This is a genomic window from Mycobacterium sp. NGS11 (genome assembly GCF_059813315.1).
Genome location: NZ_JCALEJ010000032.1, coordinates 21,701 through 40,839, shown reverse-complemented (window position 1 = coordinate 40,839; position 19,139 = coordinate 21,701). Strand labels below are relative to the sequence as shown.

20 protein-coding genes are annotated in these 19,139 nt (G+C 68.3%); 18 read left to right on the top strand and 2 right to left on the bottom strand.

Annotation, left to right across the window (positions count from 1 at the left end):
- The first annotated feature begins 67 nt into the window (after positions 1-67).
- From AC5Y4T_RS23765 to AC5Y4T_RS23680, 18 genes are all read left to right on the top strand, one after another.
- Positions 68-481: a VOC family protein gene (locus AC5Y4T_RS23765; protein WP_499917063.1), complete on the top strand. Its 414-nt coding sequence runs from the start codon at positions 68-70 to the stop codon at positions 479-481.
- A gap of 211 nt (positions 482-692) precedes the next feature.
- Entirely contained in the window at positions 693-3,116 is a 2,424-nt protein-coding gene (ftsH, locus tag AC5Y4T_RS23760; protein ID WP_499955747.1) for an ATP-dependent zinc metalloprotease FtsH, read from the top strand.
- 16 nt (positions 3,117-3,132) lie between these two features.
- Positions 3,133-3,747 carry a GTP cyclohydrolase I FolE gene (gene folE / locus AC5Y4T_RS23755; RefSeq protein WP_499917061.1) on the top strand — a complete coding sequence of 205 codons (615 nt, stop codon included), beginning with the start codon at positions 3,133-3,135 and terminating at the stop codon, positions 3,745-3,747.
- Positions 3,744-4,595 carry a dihydropteroate synthase gene (gene folP, locus AC5Y4T_RS23750; RefSeq protein WP_499917060.1) on the top strand — a complete coding sequence of 284 codons (852 nt, stop codon included), beginning with the start codon at positions 3,744-3,746 and terminating at the stop codon, positions 4,593-4,595. The genes folE and folP overlap by 4 nt, the downstream gene beginning before the upstream one ends.
- Positions 4,588-4,989: a dihydroneopterin aldolase gene (gene folB / locus AC5Y4T_RS23745; protein WP_499917059.1), complete on the top strand. Its 402-nt coding sequence runs from the start codon at positions 4,588-4,590 to the stop codon at positions 4,987-4,989. Before folP ends, folB begins: the two co-directional genes overlap by 8 nt.
- Positions 4,986-5,534 (top strand): 2-amino-4-hydroxy-6-hydroxymethyldihydropteridine diphosphokinase, encoded by a 549-nt coding sequence (gene folK / locus AC5Y4T_RS23740; RefSeq protein ID WP_499917058.1) that lies wholly within the window; start codon positions 4,986-4,988, stop codon positions 5,532-5,534. The genes folB and folK overlap by 4 nt, the downstream gene beginning before the upstream one ends.
- Positions 5,534-6,010: a DUF3180 domain-containing protein gene (locus AC5Y4T_RS23735; protein WP_499917057.1), complete on the top strand. Its 477-nt coding sequence runs from the start codon at positions 5,534-5,536 to the stop codon at positions 6,008-6,010. Before folK ends, AC5Y4T_RS23735 begins: the two co-directional genes overlap by 1 nt.
- A gap of 123 nt (positions 6,011-6,133) precedes the next feature.
- On the top strand, positions 6,134-7,576 hold the full coding sequence (locus AC5Y4T_RS23730; protein ID WP_499955745.1) for a DUF6779 domain-containing protein: 1,443 nt from the start codon (positions 6,134-6,136) through the stop codon (positions 7,574-7,576).
- Between the two features lie 118 nt (positions 7,577-7,694).
- The gene (locus AC5Y4T_RS23725) at positions 7,695-8,606 is read left to right on the top strand and encodes a Rossmann-like and DUF2520 domain-containing protein (RefSeq protein WP_499955743.1); all 912 of its coding nucleotides are present in this window, start codon (positions 7,695-7,697) and stop codon (positions 8,604-8,606) included.
- Positions 8,603-9,541, top strand: coding sequence for a pantoate--beta-alanine ligase (panC, locus tag AC5Y4T_RS23720; protein WP_499955741.1), 939 nt, complete (start codon positions 8,603-8,605; stop codon positions 9,539-9,541). The genes AC5Y4T_RS23725 and panC overlap by 4 nt, the downstream gene beginning before the upstream one ends.
- Positions 9,541-9,960, top strand: coding sequence for an aspartate 1-decarboxylase (gene panD, locus AC5Y4T_RS23715; protein WP_499955739.1), 420 nt, complete (start codon positions 9,541-9,543; stop codon positions 9,958-9,960). Before panC ends, panD begins: the two co-directional genes overlap by 1 nt.
- 2 nt (positions 9,961-9,962) lie before the next feature.
- Positions 9,963-10,778: a type III pantothenate kinase gene (locus tag AC5Y4T_RS23710; RefSeq protein WP_499947422.1), complete on the top strand. Its 816-nt coding sequence runs from the start codon at positions 9,963-9,965 to the stop codon at positions 10,776-10,778.
- A 69-nt stretch (positions 10,779-10,847) separates the two neighbouring features.
- The gene (gene lysS / locus AC5Y4T_RS23705) at positions 10,848-12,344 is read left to right on the top strand and encodes a lysine--tRNA ligase (RefSeq protein ID WP_499955737.1); all 1,497 of its coding nucleotides are present in this window, start codon (positions 10,848-10,850) and stop codon (positions 12,342-12,344) included.
- Between the two features lie 127 nt (positions 12,345-12,471).
- Positions 12,472-12,810, top strand: coding sequence for a histone-like nucleoid-structuring protein Lsr2 (gene lsr2 / locus AC5Y4T_RS23700; RefSeq protein ID WP_066955505.1), 339 nt, complete (start codon positions 12,472-12,474; stop codon positions 12,808-12,810).
- Positions 12,811-13,157: 347 nt separating this feature from the next.
- A complete protein-coding gene (gene clpC1, locus AC5Y4T_RS23695) occupies positions 13,158-15,704 on the top strand; it encodes an ATP-dependent protease ATP-binding subunit ClpC (RefSeq protein WP_499917043.1) in 2,547 nt (848 codons plus the stop codon).
- 190 nt (positions 15,705-15,894) lie between these two features.
- Positions 15,895-16,110 carry a CbtB domain-containing protein gene (locus tag AC5Y4T_RS23690; RefSeq protein ID WP_499955735.1) on the top strand — a complete coding sequence of 72 codons (216 nt, stop codon included), beginning with the start codon at positions 15,895-15,897 and terminating at the stop codon, positions 16,108-16,110.
- 9 nt (positions 16,111-16,119) lie between these two features.
- On the top strand, positions 16,120-16,905 hold the full coding sequence (locus AC5Y4T_RS23685) for a CbtA family protein (RefSeq protein ID WP_499955733.1): 786 nt from the start codon (positions 16,120-16,122) through the stop codon (positions 16,903-16,905).
- A complete protein-coding gene (locus tag AC5Y4T_RS23680) occupies positions 16,902-17,444 on the top strand; it encodes a histidine phosphatase family protein (RefSeq protein ID WP_499955731.1) in 543 nt (180 codons plus the stop codon). The genes AC5Y4T_RS23685 and AC5Y4T_RS23680 overlap by 4 nt, the downstream gene beginning before the upstream one ends.
- 3 nt (positions 17,445-17,447) lie before the next feature.
- On the opposite strand, the gene AC5Y4T_RS23675 is transcribed toward AC5Y4T_RS23680, so the two are convergent.
- Together AC5Y4T_RS23675 and mhuD are read right to left on the bottom strand one after the other, a co-directional pair.
- Complete coding sequence (locus AC5Y4T_RS23675) at positions 17,448-18,812, bottom strand: serine hydrolase (RefSeq protein ID WP_499917035.1); 1,365 nt, start codon at positions 18,810-18,812, stop codon at positions 17,448-17,450.
- Positions 18,787-19,107: a mycobilin-forming heme oxygenase MhuD gene (mhuD, locus tag AC5Y4T_RS23670; RefSeq protein ID WP_007772332.1), complete on the bottom strand. Its 321-nt coding sequence runs from the start codon at positions 19,105-19,107 to the stop codon at positions 18,787-18,789. Before mhuD ends, AC5Y4T_RS23675 begins: the two co-directional genes overlap by 26 nt.
- Positions 19,108-19,139: the final 32 nt, after the last annotated feature.

The following is a 19,139-nucleotide window of genomic DNA, read 5'->3' as shown; positions in this document are numbered from 1 at the left end:
GGTGTTGGCTCGCCGGACGGCGCTCGGTTGACGATCAAAAAGGCGGCAGCCGGGAATACTCGATTCGATGCGACTGGACCATGTGGTGCTGTGGACCGAAAATCCGCGGGTGTCGATGGACTTCTACACCCGCGTCGTCGGGCTGGAACCGGTCCGCTTCGCCGAATTCGAAGCTGGAGACGCGCCGTTTCCGAGCGTGCGGGTCTGCGCGGACTCCATCATCGACTTGATGCCCGCCGACGGCGTTACGGCGACCGAAGCGTTGACCCGCATCGAGGGCAGCGCCGGCCACCCGGTCAACCACGTCTGCCTGGCGCTGTCGAAGGCCGAATACGATGCGCTGGACCGGCGGCTGCAGGCCGAAGGCGTGGACACCAGCGCACGGCTGAACCGCAGCTTCGGCGCGCGGGGGTGGGCGCCGCAGGGGTACTACTTCCCCGATCCGGACGGCAACGTGGTCGAGGCGCGGTATTACGAGTAGCCGGGAACTGCCGGTCGTTAACTGAGCAGGACGGCGGCGGCCTGGCGCATGCGCCCCGGCTCTGCCGGAGCTGGCGATCGCCACTGGCGGTATGGTGTCGACCCGCTGCGCCCCGGCTCTGCCGGAGCTGGCGATCGCCACTAGCGGTAGCCTGGACTTTTCCAGCTGCGTGCACATCGGGGAAGGACCTGGCCGGCAAGGCCGATGATTGATGAACCGGAAAAACGTGATTCGCACCATCACGGCGATTGCTGTCGTGGTGCTGCTCGGCTGGTCGTTCTTCTATTTCAGCGACGACACCCGCGGCTACAAGCCCGTCGACACGTCGGTGGCGATGGCCCAGATCAACGGCGACAACGTCAAAAGCGCACAGATCGACGACCGCGAACAGCAACTTCGATTGACCCTGAAGAAGGGCAACGGTGACACCGACAATTCGAACAAGGTCATCACCAAATTCCCCAGCGGCTACGCCGTCGACCTGTTCAACGCGCTGACCGCCGAGAACGCGAAGGTCAGCACCGTCGTCAACCAGGGCAGCATCCTGGGTGAACTGTTGGTCTACGTCCTGCCGCTGCTGCTGCTGGTCGGGCTGTTCGTGATGTTCTCCCGCATGCAGGGCGGCGCCCGGATGGGTTTCGGCTTCGGCAAGTCGCGCGCCAAACAGCTCTCCAAGGACATGCCCAAGACCACGTTCGCCGACGTCGCCGGCGTCGACGAGGCGGTCGAGGAGCTCTACGAGATCAAGGACTTCCTGCAGAACCCCGGCCGCTATCAGGCGCTGGGCGCCAAGATCCCCAAGGGCGTGCTCTTGTACGGGCCGCCGGGAACCGGTAAGACGCTGCTGGCCCGCGCGGTCGCCGGGGAGGCCGGGGTTCCGTTCTTCACGATCTCGGGCTCCGACTTCGTCGAGATGTTCGTCGGCGTCGGTGCGTCCCGGGTGCGCGACCTGTTCGATCAGGCCAAGCAGAACAACCCGTGCATCATTTTCGTCGACGAGATCGACGCGGTGGGCCGCCAGCGCGGCGCGGGCCTCGGTGGCGGTCACGACGAGCGCGAGCAGACACTCAACCAGTTGCTGGTCGAGATGGACGGGTTCGACCCCCGGGCCGGCGTCATCCTGATCGCGGCCACCAACCGACCGGATATCCTGGACCCCGCGCTGCTGCGTCCCGGCCGCTTCGACCGGCAGATCCCGGTGTCCAATCCTGACCTGGCGGGTCGCAAAGCGGTGCTCGAAGTGCACTCCAAGGGCAAGCCGATCGGCCCCGACGCCGACCTCGCCGGGCTGGCCAAACGCACCGTCGGCATGACCGGTGCCGACCTGGCCAACGTCATCAACGAGGCGGCGCTGCTCACCGCACGCGAGAACGGCACCGTCATCACCAGCGCCGCCCTGGAGGAAGCGGTGGACCGGGTGATCGGTGGGCCGCGGCGCAAAGGCCGGATCATCAGCGAGCAGGAAAAGAAGATCACCGCCTACCACGAGGGCGGGCACACGCTGGCCGCCTGGGCGATGCCCGATATCGAGCCGATCTATAAGGTCACGATTTTGGCGCGGGGGCGCACCGGCGGGCACGCGGTGGCGGTGCCGGAGGAAGACAAGGGCCTGCGGACCCGCTCGGAGATGATCGCGCAGCTGGTATTCGCCATGGGTGGGCGCGCCGCCGAGGAGCTGGTCTTCCGGGAGCCGACGACGGGCGCGGTGTCCGACATCGAGCAGGCGACCAAGATCGCGCGCGCGATGGTCACCGAATTCGGCATGAGCTCCAAACTCGGTGCGGTCAAATACGGTTCGGAGCACGGCGACCCGTTCCTGGGTCGCACCATGGGGACCCAGGCCGACTACTCGCACGAGGTCGCCCGCGACATCGACGACGAGATCCGCAAACTGATCGAGGCCGCCCACACGGAGGCGTGGGAGATCCTCACCGAATATCGCGACATCCTCGACACGTTGGCCGGCCAGCTGCTGGAAAAGGAAACCCTGCACCGGGCCGAGCTGGAGGGCATCTTCTCCGGCGTCGAAAAACGCCCGCGGCTCACCATGTTCGACGATTTCGGCGGCCGCATCCCGTCGGACAAACCGCCGATCAAGACGCCCGGCGAGCTGGCCATCGAGCGCGGCGAGCCTTGGCCCCCGCCGGTTCAAGAGCCCGCCTTCAAGGCGGCCATCGCGCGGGCCAGTGAGGCCGCCGCGGCCGCGCAGGCCGAGGCCGAGCGAAACGCCAACGGCGGCAATGGTTCTCATGGTGCTCCAGGCGGTAACCGCCAGGGCGAGCCGCAGGGGCCCACGCAACCCGACTACGGCGCCCCGGCCGGCTGGCGCGCGCCGGGCTGGCCGCCGCCGCAACAACCGCCCAATTACTGGCATCCGCCCGCGCAACCCGGCCAGCAGCCGCACTGGCAGCAACCGGCACGCGGCTACGCCGCACCGCAGGGGTATCCCGGACAGCAGGGCGGCCCGGGTGGTCAGCAAAGTTATCCCGGTCAGCAGGGCGGCGCGGGTCACCCGGGTCAGCCACATCCCGCCTATCCGCCGTATCCGCCGCCCGGCCAACCCGCCCCGCGGGGCGGCTCGCCCGACCGGCAGGATGACGACGTAAGCCGGTCCAACCCGCCGGCTCACGGCTGAGCAAACGGAGGATTCGATGGCCTTACGTGGTTTGGGGCCGGATACCGCGATGCACACGACACGGCTGTTCGATCAGGAGCGCGCCGAGGCCGCGGTCCGCGAGTTGCTGCACGCGATAGGTGAAGACCCCGACCGGGATGGTTTGCGGGAAACGCCGGCCCGGGTCGCCCGCGCCTATCGCGAGATGTTCGCCGGGCTCTACACCGACCCGGACAGCGTGTTGAACACGATGTTCGACGAGGATCACGACGAGCTGGTGCTGGTCAAGGAGATCCCGCTGTACTCAACGTGTGAGCACCATTTGGTGTCGTTCCACGGGGTGGCTCACGTGGGCTACATCCCGGGCAACGACGGCCGGGTCACCGGCCTGTCGAAGATCGCCCGGCTGGTCGATCTGTACTCCAAGCGGCCCCAGGTGCAGGAGCGACTCACCAGCCAGATCGCCGACGCGCTGGTGAAAAAGCTCAATCCGCGCGGCGTGATCGTCGTGGTGGAGGCCGAGCACCTGTGCATGGCGATGCGCGGGGTACGCAAGCCCGGAGCGATCACCACCACCTCGGCGGTGCGCGGACTGTTCAAGACCAACGCCGCTTCTCGAGCCGAAGCGCTCGACCTGATACTGCGTAAGTGAGTCTGGCGCCTGTGCAGGTAATGGGAGTCCTGAACGTCACTGACGATTCGTTCTCCGACGGCGGCCGCTATCTCGACCCCGACAAGGCCGTCTCGCAGGCCTTGGCCCTGATCGCCGACGGCGCCCACATCGTCGACGTCGGGGGAGAGTCGACCCGTCCCGGCGCCGCGCGGATCGATCCGCACGTCGAGACGTCCCGCGTCTTGCCCGTTGTGAAAGATCTTGCGGCACAAGGCATCACGGTCAGCATCGATACCATGCACGCCGACGTCGCGCGGGCGGCGCTGTGCGCCGGAGCGCGGATCGTCAACGACGTGTCCGGCGGCCGCGCCGATCCCGCCATGGCGCCGCTGCTGGCCGAGGCGAAAGTGCCCTGGGTGCTGATGCATTGGCGATCGGTGTCGGCCGAGCGGCCGCACGCGGTGCCGCACTACCGGGACGTGGTCGCCGAGGTGCGCGACGAGCTGCTGGCCAGCGTCGACGCCGCGGTGACCGCCGGTGTCGACCCCGGGCGGCTGATGATCGATCCAGGGCTGGGCTTTGCCAAGACGGCACAACACAATTGGGCGCTGCTGCATGCCCTGCCGCAACTGGTCGCCACCGGCATCCCGGTGCTCCTGGGTGCATCGCGCAAACGATTCCTCGGTGCGTTGCTGGCCGGGTCCGACGGTTCGCCGCGACCGCCCGATGGGCGTGAGACGGCCACCGCGGTGGTTTCGGCGCTGGCCGCCCTGCATGGCGCTTGGGGGGTGCGCGTGCACGACGTACGCGCCACGGTCGATGCCCTCAAGGTCGTGGCGGCCTGGACCGACGGGTCGCACCCGGAACCGGCTGGCGACAATGGCTGATCGAATCGAGTTGCGCGGCTTGCAGATTCGCGGACAACACGGGGTTTTCGACCACGAGCGTGCCAACGGTCAGGACTTCGTCGTCGACATCACGGTGTGGATCGACCTCGTCGACGCCGCGGCCAGCGACGAACTGGCCGACACCTACGACTACGCCGCGCTGGCCCAATTGGCCGCCGACGTGGTCGCCGGCCCCGCGCGCAATCTGATCGAAACCGTCGCAGCCCAGATCGCCGACCGGGTGATGGTCGACGAACGCGTGCACGCCGCCGAGGTGGCGGTGCACAAGCCGCAGGCCCCGATCCCGCAGCAGTTCGCCGACGTCTCGGTGGTGGTGCGGCGGTCGCGCCGCGGTGGCCGCGGTTCGGTGATCCCGGCGGGCGGGGCGCCATGACCCGCGTTGTGCTGTCCATCGGCTCCAATCTGGGCGACCGCCTGGCGCGGCTGCAATCGGTGGTCGACGGGCTGGCCGATGCGGTGCTTGCCGTGTCGCGGGTGTACGAGACCGACCCCTGGGGGCGGGTGGATCAGGCCCCGTTCCTCAACGCGGTGCTGATCGCCGACGACCCGGACTGCGACGGGCAGGGCTGGCTGCGGCGGGGGCAGGAGTTCGAGCGCGCGGCGGGCCGGGTGCGCGGCGAGCGATGGGGCCCGCGCACCCTCGACGTCGACCTGATCGCCTGCTACGGCCCAACCGAGGTGATCTCTCGGGAGAACAACCTGACGCTGCCGCATCCGCTGGCCCACCTGCGGGCGTTCGTGCTCATCCCATGGCTGGATGTCGACCCGGACGCTCGGCTGACGCTGGCCGACGGGCCGCAGCCGGTTGCCGGCCTGCTCGCCCAGCTGGAGGCCGCCGATCGGGATGGGGTGCGGCCGACCGGACTGACGTTGCGGCCGAACGGGAACCCGCCGGCCGGCCGGGGGCCGGCGAGCTGATGGGCCCTACCCGCAAGCGCGACCTGACCGCCGCGGTGGTCGCCGCCGCCGTCGTGGGGTATTTGCTGGTCAACGGCCTCTACCGGTGGTTCCCCCCGATCACGGTGTGGACCGGCCTGTCGCTGCTGGCGGTGGCCGTCGTCGAGGCGCTGTGGGCGCGCTATGTGCGGGCCAGGATCAGCGAGGGCGAAATCGGGTCGGGTCCGGGCTGGCTGCACCCGCTTGCGGTGGCGCGCAGCCTGATCGTCGCCAAGGCCTCTGCTTGGGTCGGCGCGTTGATGCTGGGCTGGTGGGTCGGCATCCTGGTGTACTTCCTGCCCCGCAAATCCTGGTTGCGGGCCGCCGCCGAGGACACCTCGGGGACCGTGGTGGCGGCCGTCAGCGCGCTGGCGCTGCTGATCGCCGCGCTGTGGCTGCAACACTGCTGCAAGTCGCCGCCGGATCAGACGGAACACGGCGAGGGTGCGGAAAGCTAGGCCCCGCCACGGATTGCCCGCGGTGGGCGGGCGGTTAACCCCCGCGACCCCGCGGATAACCCGCGCGAGAATCGCCGAAGGCGCGCGACACGCGGATTGACCTCGCACAGGTACTCTCAGGCCATGACCGTTCTGTCCCGCGGCGCCCGGGTCCGGCGCGGCGGCCGCAGGCCGGGGTGGGTGCTCTTGACGGCGTTGCTGGTCCTCGCGATGGGGGCCAGCTCCGCATTGGTTTTCACCAATCGGGTGGAACTTCTCAAGCTCGCTGTAATCCTGGCGCTGTGGGCCGCAGTCGCCGGCGCCTTCGTTTCCGTGCTTTATCGCCGCCAAAGCGACGCCGATCAGTCTCGGGTCCGCGACCTCAAGCTGGTTTACGACCTGCAGCTGGACCGGGAGATCTCGGCCCGGCGTGAATACGAGCTGACCGTCGAGTCGCAGCTGCGCCGCGAGCTGGCCTCCGAGCTGCGCGCTCAGGCCGCCGACGATCTGGCCGAGTTGCGCGCGGAGCTTTCCGCCCTGCGGACCAGCCTGGAAATCCTGTTCGACACCGACCTGGCGCACCGCCCGGCCCTCGGCGGCACGCCGGACGCGGAGCCGCAACCGGAGCGCGCGTACAGCGAGTGGGATCGCAACGGCGAGAATCCCCGCGACACTCCGGTCGATTGGGTGTCCAGCGACCGCGTGACGTCGGTGCCGCAGGACAGCCGCACCGATGACGCCATCATCGACGTCCCCGAGGAACCGCTGGTCCCCCCGCGGCAGCAGCCGTCGCCGCACCGCCGGGAGCGGGTGCCAAACCAGTACGAGCCGGCGCCGGATCCCGCGTACGCCCAGGACCCGGCCTACGCCGAAGGCACCCCCTATGCGGGACCGGCGGAGCCGCGATTCGAGCCGCGCCCCCAACCGCCGCCAGCCGCGGCTGCGGCGCAGTTCGCACCGGAGCCGCCGCCGGAGCCCCAACCGCAGCGCCAACCAGAACGAGCGCCGGAACCGCAACCACAGCCCCAGGCGCAGTGGCCGGGGCAGGGCTGGCAGCCGGTCGCCGCGGAAGGCCAGTGGTTGCCTCCCGGCGCCCCGGGGAGCAATTGGGCCGGCGCGGATTCCCGCGCGGAATCGTCCGGTGGGCGGCGGCGCGCCCGGCATTCGGGCGTCGACGAAGCCTGGGATGGCCCGCCCGTCGAGCCCGTGCCGGCATCGCAGTACGGCGACTCCGGCCGCCGCGCACGGTCTCGCCACTCGGCGGAGTACCGCGACTACGGGGTGAACAACTTCTCGCCGAACAACGAACCGTCGCCCGGAGCTTCCGCCGCGCCGCCCCCCGCGGCGCCACCCCCGCCGCCGGCCCCCCCGATGCACCCCGGTCCATCCGCGGGCGCGCCACCGCCGCCGCGGCTGGCGCCGCCGCCGGCACCGGAGCAGGCGCCCAGGCACGGCGGTGACCCGCAGCAAGAGGACCCCAACGGCGCGGGAGATGGCAGCCCCACCGGGGGCCAATCGGTGGCCGATCTGCTGGCCCGCCTGCAGGTGCAGCCCTCCCAAGGCGGCCGGCGACGCAGACGTGATTAGCCGACCTGGGAGCTTCCTCACATTGGGTAATGCCTGGTAATCGACTACAGTCGTAGTGACCGAACGGTACCCACCAGGTGGGACCGGAACGAACAAGATATCTGTGAGGTCGTCTGCGATGGTGCAGCTCGACGGTTTGCGCCCGGCTCGGCTCAAGGTGGGAATCATCTCGGCCGGCCGCGTGGGCACCGCTCTCGGTGTCGCGCTGGAGCGCGCGGACCACGTCGTGGTGGCGTGTAGCGCCATCTCCCATGCGTCGCGGCAACGCGCACAACGCCGGCTGCCCGATACGCCGGTGGCACCACCGCCCGAGGTGGCCGCCGGTGCCGAGCTGTTGCTGCTCGCGGTCCCGGACAGCGAACTCGCCGGTCTGATATCGGGGTTGGCCGCTACGTCGGCGGTACGGCCCGGAACCATCGTGGTCCACACGTCCGGCGCCAACGGGATCGGCATTCTCGAGCCGCTTGCGCAGCACGGCTGCATCCCGCTCGCGATCCACCCGGCGATGACCTTCACCGGCTCGGATGAAGACATCAGCCGGCTGGCCGATTCCTGCTTCGGCGTCACCGCGGCCGACGAGATCGGATATGCGATCGGGCAATCGCTGGTGCTGGAGATGGGCGGCGAACCGTTCTGCGTCGCCGACGAGGCCCGCGTCCTGTACCACGCGGCCCTCGCCCACGCAGGCAACCACATCGTGACCGTGCTCGCCGACGCGCTCGACGCGCTGCGCGCGGCACTGCGCGGCAGCGAACTGCTCGGCCAACAGACCGTCGACGATCAACCGGGCGGCTTCGCCGAACGCGTCATCGGACCGCTGGCCAGGGCGGCGCTGGAGAACACCCTGCGACGCGGACAGGCGGCCCTCACCGGTCCGGTCGCTCGCGGTGACGCTGCCGCCGTCGCGGCGCATCTTTCCGTGCTGGGGGAGGTCGGGCCCGAGCTCGCGCAGGCGTACCGGGTGAACGCCCTGCGGACCGCCCAGCGCGCGGACGCCCCCAAAGACGTCGTGGAGGTGCTGGCGCCATGAGTCCCGGCAGGCCTCCGGCCTTCACGGCGGGCGAACTCAACGTCTATGCCGCGCCGCGCGATGTCGCCGACGTCAGCCGCGCCCTGCGCCACACCGGCCGCCGGGTGATGTTGGTGCCCACCATGGGCGCGCTGCACGACGGACACCTGGCGTTGGTGCGCGCGGCCAAGCGGGTGCCCGGCGCGGTGGTGGTGGTGTCGATCTTCGTCAACCCGCTGCAATTCGGCGCCGGCGAGGACCTCGACGCCTACCCGCGGACCCTGGACGACGACGTCGCGCTGCTGCGGGCCGAGGGCGTCGAAATCGTGTTCACCCCGACTGCCGCCGCGATGTATCCCGACGGTCTGCGCACCACCGTGCAGCCCGGGCCGCTGGCCGCCGAGCTGGAGGGCGCTGTCCGGCCGACCCATTTCGCGGGAATGCTCACCGTCGTGTGCAAGCTGTTGCAGATCGTGCGGCCGGACCGAATCTTCTTCGGGGAGAAGGATTATCAGCAGCTGGTGATGGTCCGTCAGATGGTCGCCGACCTCAACATCGACGCGCAAGTGATCGGCGTGCCGACGGTCCGGGAATCCGACGGCCTGGCGATGTCGTCGCGCAACCGCTACCTGGACCGCACGCAACGCGAACTGGCCGTGACGCTTTCGGCCGCGCTGACGGCCGGTGCGCACGCCGCGCACGACGGCGGGGCGGCCGCGCTGGCCGCGGCGCGCGCGGTGCTGGACGCCGTACCGGACCTCACCGTGGACTACCTCGAACTGCGCGACGCCGGCCTGGGCCCGGCGCCCGCCCACGGTTCGGCCCGGCTGCTGGTCGCGGCCCGGCTGGGCACCACCAGGCTGTTGGACAACATCGAGATGCAGATCGAAACACCCGCCGGCACCGCTGGGCCGGACGGACACCACGAATACGCCCAATCACCTTGGAGGAACTGATGCTACGGACGATGCTCAAGTCGAAGATCCACCGGGCCACCGTCACGCAGGCCGACCTGCACTACGTCGGCTCGGTGACCATCGACGCCGATCTGATGGACGCCGCGGACCTGCTCGAGGGCGAACAGGTCACCATCGTCGACATCGACAACGGCGCCCGTCTGGTCACCTACGCTATCACCGGAGAGCGCGGCACCGGTGTGATCGGAATCAATGGTGCCGCAGCGCATCTCGTCCACCCGGGCGACCTGGTTATCCTGATCGCCTACGGGACGATGGAGGACGCCGAGGCGCGTTCCTACCGGCCGCGCATCGTCTTCGTCGACGCCGGCAACAAGCAGATCGACCTGGGCAGCGATCCGGCGTTCGTGCCCGACGACGCGGCCGAGCTACTCAATCCCCGGATCGTTGCGCGGTAGCCGTGCTGCTGGCGATCGACGTCCGTAACACCCACACCGTCGTCGGGCTGATCTCGGGCTCCAAAGAGCACGCAAACGTCGTGCAGCAGTGGCGGATCCGCACCGAAGCGGAGATCACCGCCGACGAATTGGCGCTGACCATCGACGGTCTCATCGGCGACGACTCCGAGCGGCTCACCGGCGCCGCGGCGCTCTCGACCGTCCCCTCGGTGCTGCACGAGGTGCGGCTGATGCTCGACCAGTACTGGCCGTCGGTGCCGCACGTGCTCATCGAGCCCGGGGTGCGCACCGGCATCCCGCTGCTCGTCGACAATCCCAAGGAAGTGGGCGCCGACCGAATCGTCAACTGCCTGGCCGCTTTTCACCGGTTCAACGCGCCCGCGATCGTCATAGACTTCGGATCCTCGATCTGTGTGGACGTCGTGTCGGCCAAAGGCGAATTCCTCGGCGGCGCGATCGCGCCGGGATTGCAGGTGTCCTCCGACGCCGCCGCGGCCCGCTCGGCGGCCCTGCGCCGGGTGGAGTTGACCCGACCCCGCTCGGTGGTGGGCAAGAACACCGTCGAGTGCATGCAGGCGGGGGCCGTCTTCGGTTTCGCCGGTCTGGTCGACGGCTTGGTGGGGCGCATCCGCGAGGACGTGGACGGCTTTGCCGGCGACGACGTCGCGATCGTCGCCACCGGCCACACCGCGCCGCTGCTCCTGCCCGAATTGCAGACCGTCGCCCACTACGACCAGCACTTGACCCTGCACGGCCTGCGGCTGATCTTCGAGCGCAACCGCGACGCCCAGCGCGGCCGGCTGAAGACGGCACGCTGACCCACGCGCCCTGGGCCCCGCAAAGCCGTCGGCGCACCCGCAAAGCGCGGTCCTTTAAGCTGGCACGTCGTGAGTGCCGACGACCTAGACATTCCCGAGCAGTACCGAATTCGCCGCGATAAGCGCGCTCGGCTGCTCGCCGAGGGGCACGACCCCTACCCGGTCGCCGTCGAACGCACCCACACGCTGGCTCAGGTCCGCGCCGCCCACCCCGACCTGCCGGTCGACACCGCGACCGATGACGTCGTGGGCGTGGCCGGCCGGGTGATCTTCGCCCGCAACTCCGGCAAACTCTGCTTCGCCACGCTGCAAGAGGGCGACGGCACCAGCCTGCAGGTGATGATCAGCCTCGACAAGGTCGGCCGGCAATCCCTCGACGCCTGGAAGGCCGACGTCGACCTCGGTGACATCGTCTACGTGCACGGCAACGTGATCAGCTCACGGCGCGGCGAACTGTCGGTGCTGGCCGACTCCTGGCAGATGGCGTCCAAGTCGCTGCGTCCGCTGCCGGTCGCGCACAAGGACATGAGCGAGGAGGCGCGCGTCCGGCAGCGCTACGTCGACCTGATCGTGCGCCCACAGGCGCGCACGGTGGCGCGGCAGCGGATCGCCGTCATCCGCGCGATACGCAACGCTTTGGAGCGCCGCGGGTTTCTCGAAGTCGAAACCCCGATGTTGCAGACGCTGGCCGGTGGGGCGGCGGCGCGGCCGTTCATCACGCATTCCAATGCACTGGACATCGATCTCTACTTGAGGATCGCGCCCGAACTGTTCCTGAAGCGCTGCGTCGTCGGTGGTTTCGACCGGGTTTTCGAACTAAATCGAGTGTTTCGAAACGAAGGTGCGGATTCCACGCATTCTCCGGAATTCTCCATGCTGGAGACCTACCAGGCGTACGGAACCTATGACGATTCGGCAGTAGTGACGCGCGAGCTTATTCAAGAGGTCGCCGATGAGGCCATCGGAACCCGACAACTCCCGCTTCCCGACGGCAGCGTCTACGACATAGACGGAGAATGGGCTTCCATACAAATGTACCCGTCATTGTCTGCGGCACTCGGCGAGGAGATCACGCCTGCGACGCCGGTCGAACAGTTGCTCGGAATCGCCGATCGGCTCGGCGTCGAGATTCCCGCCGACCGCGGCTACGGACACGGAAAGATCGTCGAGGAACTGTGGGAGCACACCGTGGGCAACGCACTCGTCGCTCCGACCTTTGTGCGGGATTTCCCGGTCGAGACAACGCCTTTGACGCGCCAGCACCGCAGCATCGCGGGCGTCACCGAGAAGTGGGATCTCTATCTGCGTGGAGTCGAATTGGCCACCGGATATTCCGAATTGAACGATCCCGTCGTGCAGCGTGAAAGGTTCGCCGCGCAGGCGCGCGCGGCCGCCGCGGGCGACGATGAGGCCATGGTGCTCGACGAAGATTTTCTCGCCGCGCTCGAGTATGCGATGCCGCCGTGTACCGGAACGGGAATGGGCGTCGACAGGTTGTTGATGACTTTGACTGGTCTGTCAATTCGAGAGACAGTTTTGTTCCCGATTGTTCGGCCCCAGTCGTAGTTGAAACTATCAATGTGCGGCTTCCGTACAGATTGAGTATGCTTCCCTGTTATGGCACATTGGTGACCCGGGGAGGTTTGATCCGATCTGCTAGTAACTGTTCAGGACGAAATGCGAGGATAAGCCAATGGCCAAAAAAGTGACCGTCACCCTGGTCGATGATTTCGACGGTGCCGGCGCAGCCGACGAAACGGTGGAATTCGGACTTGACGGCGTGACCTACGAGATTGATCTTTCGTCCAAGAATGCCGCGAAACTGCGCAGCGATCTGAAGCAATGGGTGGAGGCCGGTCGCCGCGTCGGGGGCCGTCGCCGTGGCCGTTCCGGCTCGGGACGCGGCCGGGGCGCGATCGACCGTGAGCAGAGCGCGGCCATCCGCGAATGGGCCCGCCGGAACGGGCACAACGTGTCGACGCGGGGCCGCATCCCGGCCGACGTGATCGACGCGTTCCACGCAGCGACCTAGCAGTTCTTAAACCGGCGCCGGGGCTTGTGGGCCCGGGCGCCGGTTCGTCGTTTCGCTGGGCGCGAAACAATCGCCGGGCGGTCCGGGGAAACGAATTCGAACACCGCAACGTTTCCTCAGTTATGGCGGGCAACGCCGCAGGCACTCGCAGGTGAGATCGGCCTTGGATCGGCCCAGGAAAGACCGGGCGGGTCCGCAGCGCAGAACGCACGGCAAGGTTAGGCCCGCCGGCAAGCCGACCACTACAGTGGAGACAGGTACGCGATTCCGGCCACAGGGGTCCGGCAGGATTGCTCGAAGGGCCGTTAACTAGTTTGTACCGATGTTGAGGGAGAGCAGGTAACCCGATGTTTGAAAGATTTACCGACCGAGCACGGCGGGTCGTCGTCCTGGCGCAAGAAGAGGCCCGGATGCTCAACCACAACTACATCGGAACAGAGCACATCCTGCTGGGTTTGATCCACGAGGGCGAGGGTGTCGCGGCGAAGTCGCTGGAGTCGCTGGGCATCTCGCTCGAGGGCGTTCGCAGCCAGGTCGAGGAGATCATCGGCCAGGGCCAGCAGGCCCCGTCGGGACACATTCCGTTCACGCCCCGCGCCAAGAAGGTTCTCGAGCTGAGCCTGCGCGAGGCGCTGCAACTCGGTCACAACTACATCGGCACCGAGCACATTCTGCTGGGCCTGATCCGCGAGGGTGAGGGCGTGGCCGCCCAGGTGCTGGTGAAGCTGGGCGCCGAGTTGACGCGCGTGCGCCAGCAGGTCATCCAGCTGCTCAGCGGCTACCAGGGCAAGGAGTCCGCGGAGGCCGGGACCGGTGGCCGCGGCGGCGAGTCCGGCAGCCCGTCGACGTCGCTGGTGCTCGACCAGTTCGGCCGCAACCTGACGGCCGCCGCCATGGAAGGCAAGCTCGACCCGGTCATCGGCCGCGAGAAGGAAATCGAGCGGGTGATGCAGGTGCTGAGCCGGCGCACCAAGAACAACCCGGTGCTGATCGGCGAGCCCGGCGTCGGCAAGACCGCCGTCGTCGAGGGCCTGGCGCAGGCCATCGTGCACGGCCAGGTCCCCGAGACGCTGAAAGACAAGCAGCTCTACACGCTGGACCTGGGATCTTTGGTGGCGGGCAGCCGCTACCGCGGTGACTTCGAGGAACGCCTGAAGAAGGTGCTCAAGGAGATCAACACCCGCGGCGACATCATCCTGTTCATCGACGAGCTGCACACCCTGGTCGGTGCCGGCGCCGCCGAGGGCGCGATCGACGCCGCGAGCATCCTGAAGCCCAAGCTGGCCCGCGGCGAGCTGCAGACCATCGGTGCCACCACGCTCGACGAGTACCGCAAATACATCGAGAAGGACGCGGCGCTGGAGCGCCGGTTCCAGCCGGTGCAGGTCGGCGAGCCGACCGTGGAGCACACCATCGAGATCCTCAAGGGTCTGCGCGACCGTTACGAGGCGCACCACCGGGTGTCGATCACCGACGGCGCGATGGTGGCCGCGGCCACCCTGGCCGACCGGTACATCAACGACCGGTTCCTGCCCGACAAGGCGATCGACCTGATCGACGAGGCGGGCGCCCGGATGCGAATTCGGCGGATGACCGCGCCGCCAGACCTGCGCGAGTTCGACGAGAAGATCGCCGAGGCGCGCCGGGAGAAGGAATCGGCGATCGACGCCCAGGACTTCGAGAAGGCGGCCAGCCTGCGCGACCGCGAGAAGCAACTGGTCGGTCAGCGCGCCGAGCGCGAAAAGCAGTGGCGCTCAGGGGATCTCGATGTGGTCGCCGAGGTGGACGACAACGAGATCGCCGAGGTGCTGGGTAACTGGACCGGTATCCCGGTGTTCAAGCTCACCGAGGCCGAGACGACGCGGTTGCTGCGCATGGAGGACGAGCTGCACAAGCGGATCATCGGCCAGGAGGACGCCGTCAAGGCCGTCTCCAAGGCGATCCGCCGCACCCGGGCCGGGCTGAAAGACCCCAAGCGCCCGTCGGGTTCGTTCATCTTCGCCGGCCCGTCCGGTGTCGGTAAGACCGAGCTGTCCAAGGCACTGGCCAACTTCCTGTTCGGCGACGACGACGCGCTCATCCAGATCGACATGGGCGAGTTCCACGACCGGTTCACCGCGTCGCGGCTGTTCGGCGCGCCCCCCGGATACGTCGGGTACGAGGAGGGCGGCCAGCTCACCGAGAAGGTGCGGCGCAAGCCGTTCTCGGTGGTGCTGTTCGACGAGATCGAAAAGGCCCACCAGGAGATCTACAACAGCCTGTTGCAGGTCCTCGAGGACGGCCGGCTCACCGACGGCCAGGGTCGCACGGTCGACTTCAAGAACACCGTGCTGATTTTCACCTCGAACCTGGGCACCTCGGACATCTCGAAGCCGGTCGGCCTGGGCTTCACCCAGAGCGGCGGCGACAACAACTACGAGCGGATGAAGCAGAAGGTCAACGACGAGCTGAAGAAGCACTTCCGCCCGGAGTTCCTCAACCGGATCGATGACATCATCGTCTTCCACCAGCTGACCAAGGACGAGATCATCCGGATGGTCGACCTGATGATCACCCGGGTGGCCACCCAGCTCAAGAGCAAGGACATGGCCCTCGAGCTGACCGACAAGGCCAAGGCGTTGCTGGCCAAGCGTGGCTTCGACCCGGTGCTGGGCGCTCGCCCGCTGCGGCGCACCATCCAGCGCGAGATCGAGGACCAGCTCTCCGAGAAGATCCTGTTCGAGGAGGTCGGTCCGGGCCAGGTCGTCACGGTCGACGTGGACAACTGGGACGGCGAAAGCGCCGGCGAGGACGCCACATTCACCTTCATCGGTACCCGCAAGCCGCCGGCGGAGCCGGACCTGGCGAAAGCCGGGGCGCACAGCGCCGCGGACCCGGGACCGGACGTCCAGTAGCGAAGAAGAGAACACGGGCGGTTAAGTCTTAGGCGGACTACCGCCCGTTTTCGCTGCCCCCTACACTGACCTTTGTCATCGACGTGTAACGGAATCTGGTGAAACCCCAGAACGGTCGCGCCACTGTCACAGTCAGACCCGAGACCCGTCATACCCAGCGGGGACGCGTTATCCCCAGAAGGAGTCGATTGTGTCCCACCCGCAGCTGGCCGGCAGCCGCACCCGCTCGGTCGATCTGTCCGCCGCACGCACCGCGCTTTGGCTGGCGGCGACCGTCTTCCTCGCATTGCTGGCGCTGTACTTCGTCGGCGTCGACCAGGGAGCCGTCTCGCTCTTCGGCAGCGATTCGCACGTGCACGAATTCGTGCACGACGCGCGGCACCTACTCGGCTTCCCCTGCCACTGACCGCGTCTCGTGGAGAAACGTCTAATTGGCGGCGGTCTGCTTGCGGGAGCCGTTGGCGCGTTGCTGGCGTTCGTCTTCGCCCGCGTGTGCGCCGAGCCCGTCATCGCCCGCGCAATCGCCTTTGAAGACGGCCGCACCGACGCCGAGAACGCCCACGGCGTGCACGAGCACAGCGCGGAGCTGTTCACCCGCGGCGTGCAATCGGGCCCCGGGCTGGGATTCGGTGTGCTGATCTTCGGCCTCGCCATGGGCGCGCTGTTCGCCGTGCTGTTCAGCGTCGTCTATCCGCGGGCGCAAGTTGTTCAGCCGCAGCGGCTTTCGCTGCTGTTGGCGGCAGGCGCATTCGGGGCGGTGTACGTGGTGCCGTTCGTGAAATACCCGCCGAACCCGCCGGCCGTCGGGCAGGCCGACACGATCGGAGCGCGCACCGGCTGGTACCTGGTGATGGTGGTGCTGTCGGTGGTGCTGGCGATCGGCGCGGTATGGCTGGCGCGGCGGCTCGCAGCCCGGTTCGGCGTCTGGAACGCCGGACTGCTGGCGGCCGCAGCGTATCTGGTGGCGATCGTGGTGCTGGCGGTGCCGCTGCCGACCGTCAACGAGACACCCGAACCGCTGCGCGACGCCGCGGGCACGATCGTCTATCCGGGATTTCCCGCCGACGTCCTTTACGAGTTCAGGTTGCTGTCGCTGGCCACGCAGCTGGTGCTGTGGGCGGGCATCGGCCTGTTGTTCGCGGCGATCAGCGGGCGGCTGCTTTCGGTGCGGACGCGGCAGGCGTCGAGTATCGCGGCGTGACCGCCGTCGTCCGGCTGACGCTGCTCTCGCACGGCATGACGGACGCCATGGCGGGCGGGCGTTTTCCGGCCGACGAACCGCTGAACGCTCTCGGCCGCCGGCAGGTCGAGGCGACCGAGGACGTCGCCGCCCAGCGCCGGATGTCCGGACCAGAGCGGCGCACCCGGCAGACCGCGAAACTGGTTGGCCTGCAAGCCGAAACGGAGCCGCTATTGGCCGACCTCGACTGTGGGCGGTGGCGCGGCGAGGCGCTTGCGGCCCTGCCGCCGGACGACGTCGAGGCTTGGCTGAGCCAACCGGGCGCCGCGCCGCACGGCGGTGAGTCGATCGCCGACCTGATCTCTAGGGCCGCGCGGTGGCTGGAGTCGTTGACCGCCAACCCATTACGCACGGTCGCGGTGACACACCCGGCGGTGATCCGGGCGGCCATCGTGGCGGCGCTGAACATCGACCCGGCGTCGTTCTGGCGGATCGACGTCGAGCCGGCCGGCCGCGTCGTCATGCACTTCCGCGGCGGCCGTTGGACGCTGCGGTTGTAGGTCTCAGCGCGGGGCGATCAGCGCGAACGCCTGCTTGGCGATCTTCAGCATCCAGCCGGTCACCGTCGGCCCGTGATCGCGGGGCCAGTTCAGCTGGAAGCTGACCACCCACGGCTGCCGCGTCTTGTCGACGGCATACCAGCTGAACGTCAGATCACCCGGCAGGCCACCGGCTTTCGCGCCGATGTACGGCCACACATTGTGGTCCAGCTGGATGCCCGCGACCGCGGAGAGGATCTCACGCACCGGCGCGGCCTTGCCGACCGCGTCGGCCTGCAGCGCCGCATGGACCCGACAGATGTCCTCGGCGTTGCCGTACCACTCCGCACCGTAGGAGGATGCCGGCGAATGGGCCCGCATCGGATCCGGGTCATACGGCGTGGAATTCGCCTGCTTCAGCAGTTGCGCGCGGACTTGCGGCGATCCGTGCTCCCATTGGCTGCGCAGGTCTGGCCGACCCCATCCGACGGAGAACAACTCGTACATGGTGGGGAACGGCGTCATGCTGGCCGGGTCGTGATGGCCGGCCGTGGCCAGCGCTTCGGAGATGGCGCGCGTTCCCATCTTCTCGATCAGCAGGTCGGTAGCCATGTTGTCACTGGTGGCGATCATCTTCTCGGCGGCGGTGCGTACCGAAACATGCGCTCCGGCAGGCAAAGCCAGCCCCGACGAGCCGACCGCCCGGCTCTTGTCGGTGACCGTCAGCTGGTCATCCCAGGCCACCGTCCCGTCCTTGATCGCGCCCGCCAGCGCGTGCAACACGTACAGCTTGAAAATCGATGCCAGCGGCAAGGATTCGTGTGTGTTGGTGCCCGCCACCGGATCGCAACGCCCATCGTCGACCTTGGCGACCTGATAGGAGTAGCGCGCACCGGTCTTGCTCAGCACCGCGTCGATGTCGTGCCACGAGCTGATGGTGGGCGCCTGGGTCTCGAGGTCGAAATGGTCCACCGAACCGGCGTCGTCGGTGTGAATCCGGATGTCTTGCCGGGCGCCGTAGGACGAGGTCAGGTGCAGGGTCGCCACGCTCGCGCCAAGGTCGACGCCGTTGAGCGTGAACGGCCGGTCCCACCACAGCGCCTCCATGGTGGTTTGAACCGACTCGACCTTGTCGGGCGCGGCAAGGGTGCCGACCCCGACCGGGCCGATCGGCCAGTCCGAGTTGAGCATGTCCAACGTCTGCTGGGCCCGGATGCCGGGCGGGGTGCGGGTGTCGATCTGTCGTCCCGGATTCGCCGCGTTCGCCTGCGGGGACGGGTTAGGGGCGCAACCGGGCGCCGAGGTCAACACCAACGCGGCGGCCGCGCTCAGCACCCACGCGCGGCGCCTGGCCGACAGCCCGCTAGCCAGCCTGCTTGTTGCCGGCAACGTCCATCACAACCTCGAATTCCAGCAGCGAGGCCCCGGTCGCCACCGGCTTCGCCCGCTCGCCGGAGTGCGCCTCGATGGCGGGCCCCTGCGCCCACGCCTGGAATGCCTCTTCGGACTCCCACTGGGTCACCACGAAGTAGCGGTTCTCGCCCTTGATCGGGCGGAGCAGCTGAAAGCCGAGGAAGCCGGGCTGGTTGTCGACGGCGTGCGCCCGGTGGGCGAACCGCTTCTCCAGTTCCGGGCCGGCGTCGGCGGGTACTTCGATTGCGTTGATCTTCACCACTGGCGACATGCCCGCTAGGCTACCTCGCCCATCCCCGTGCC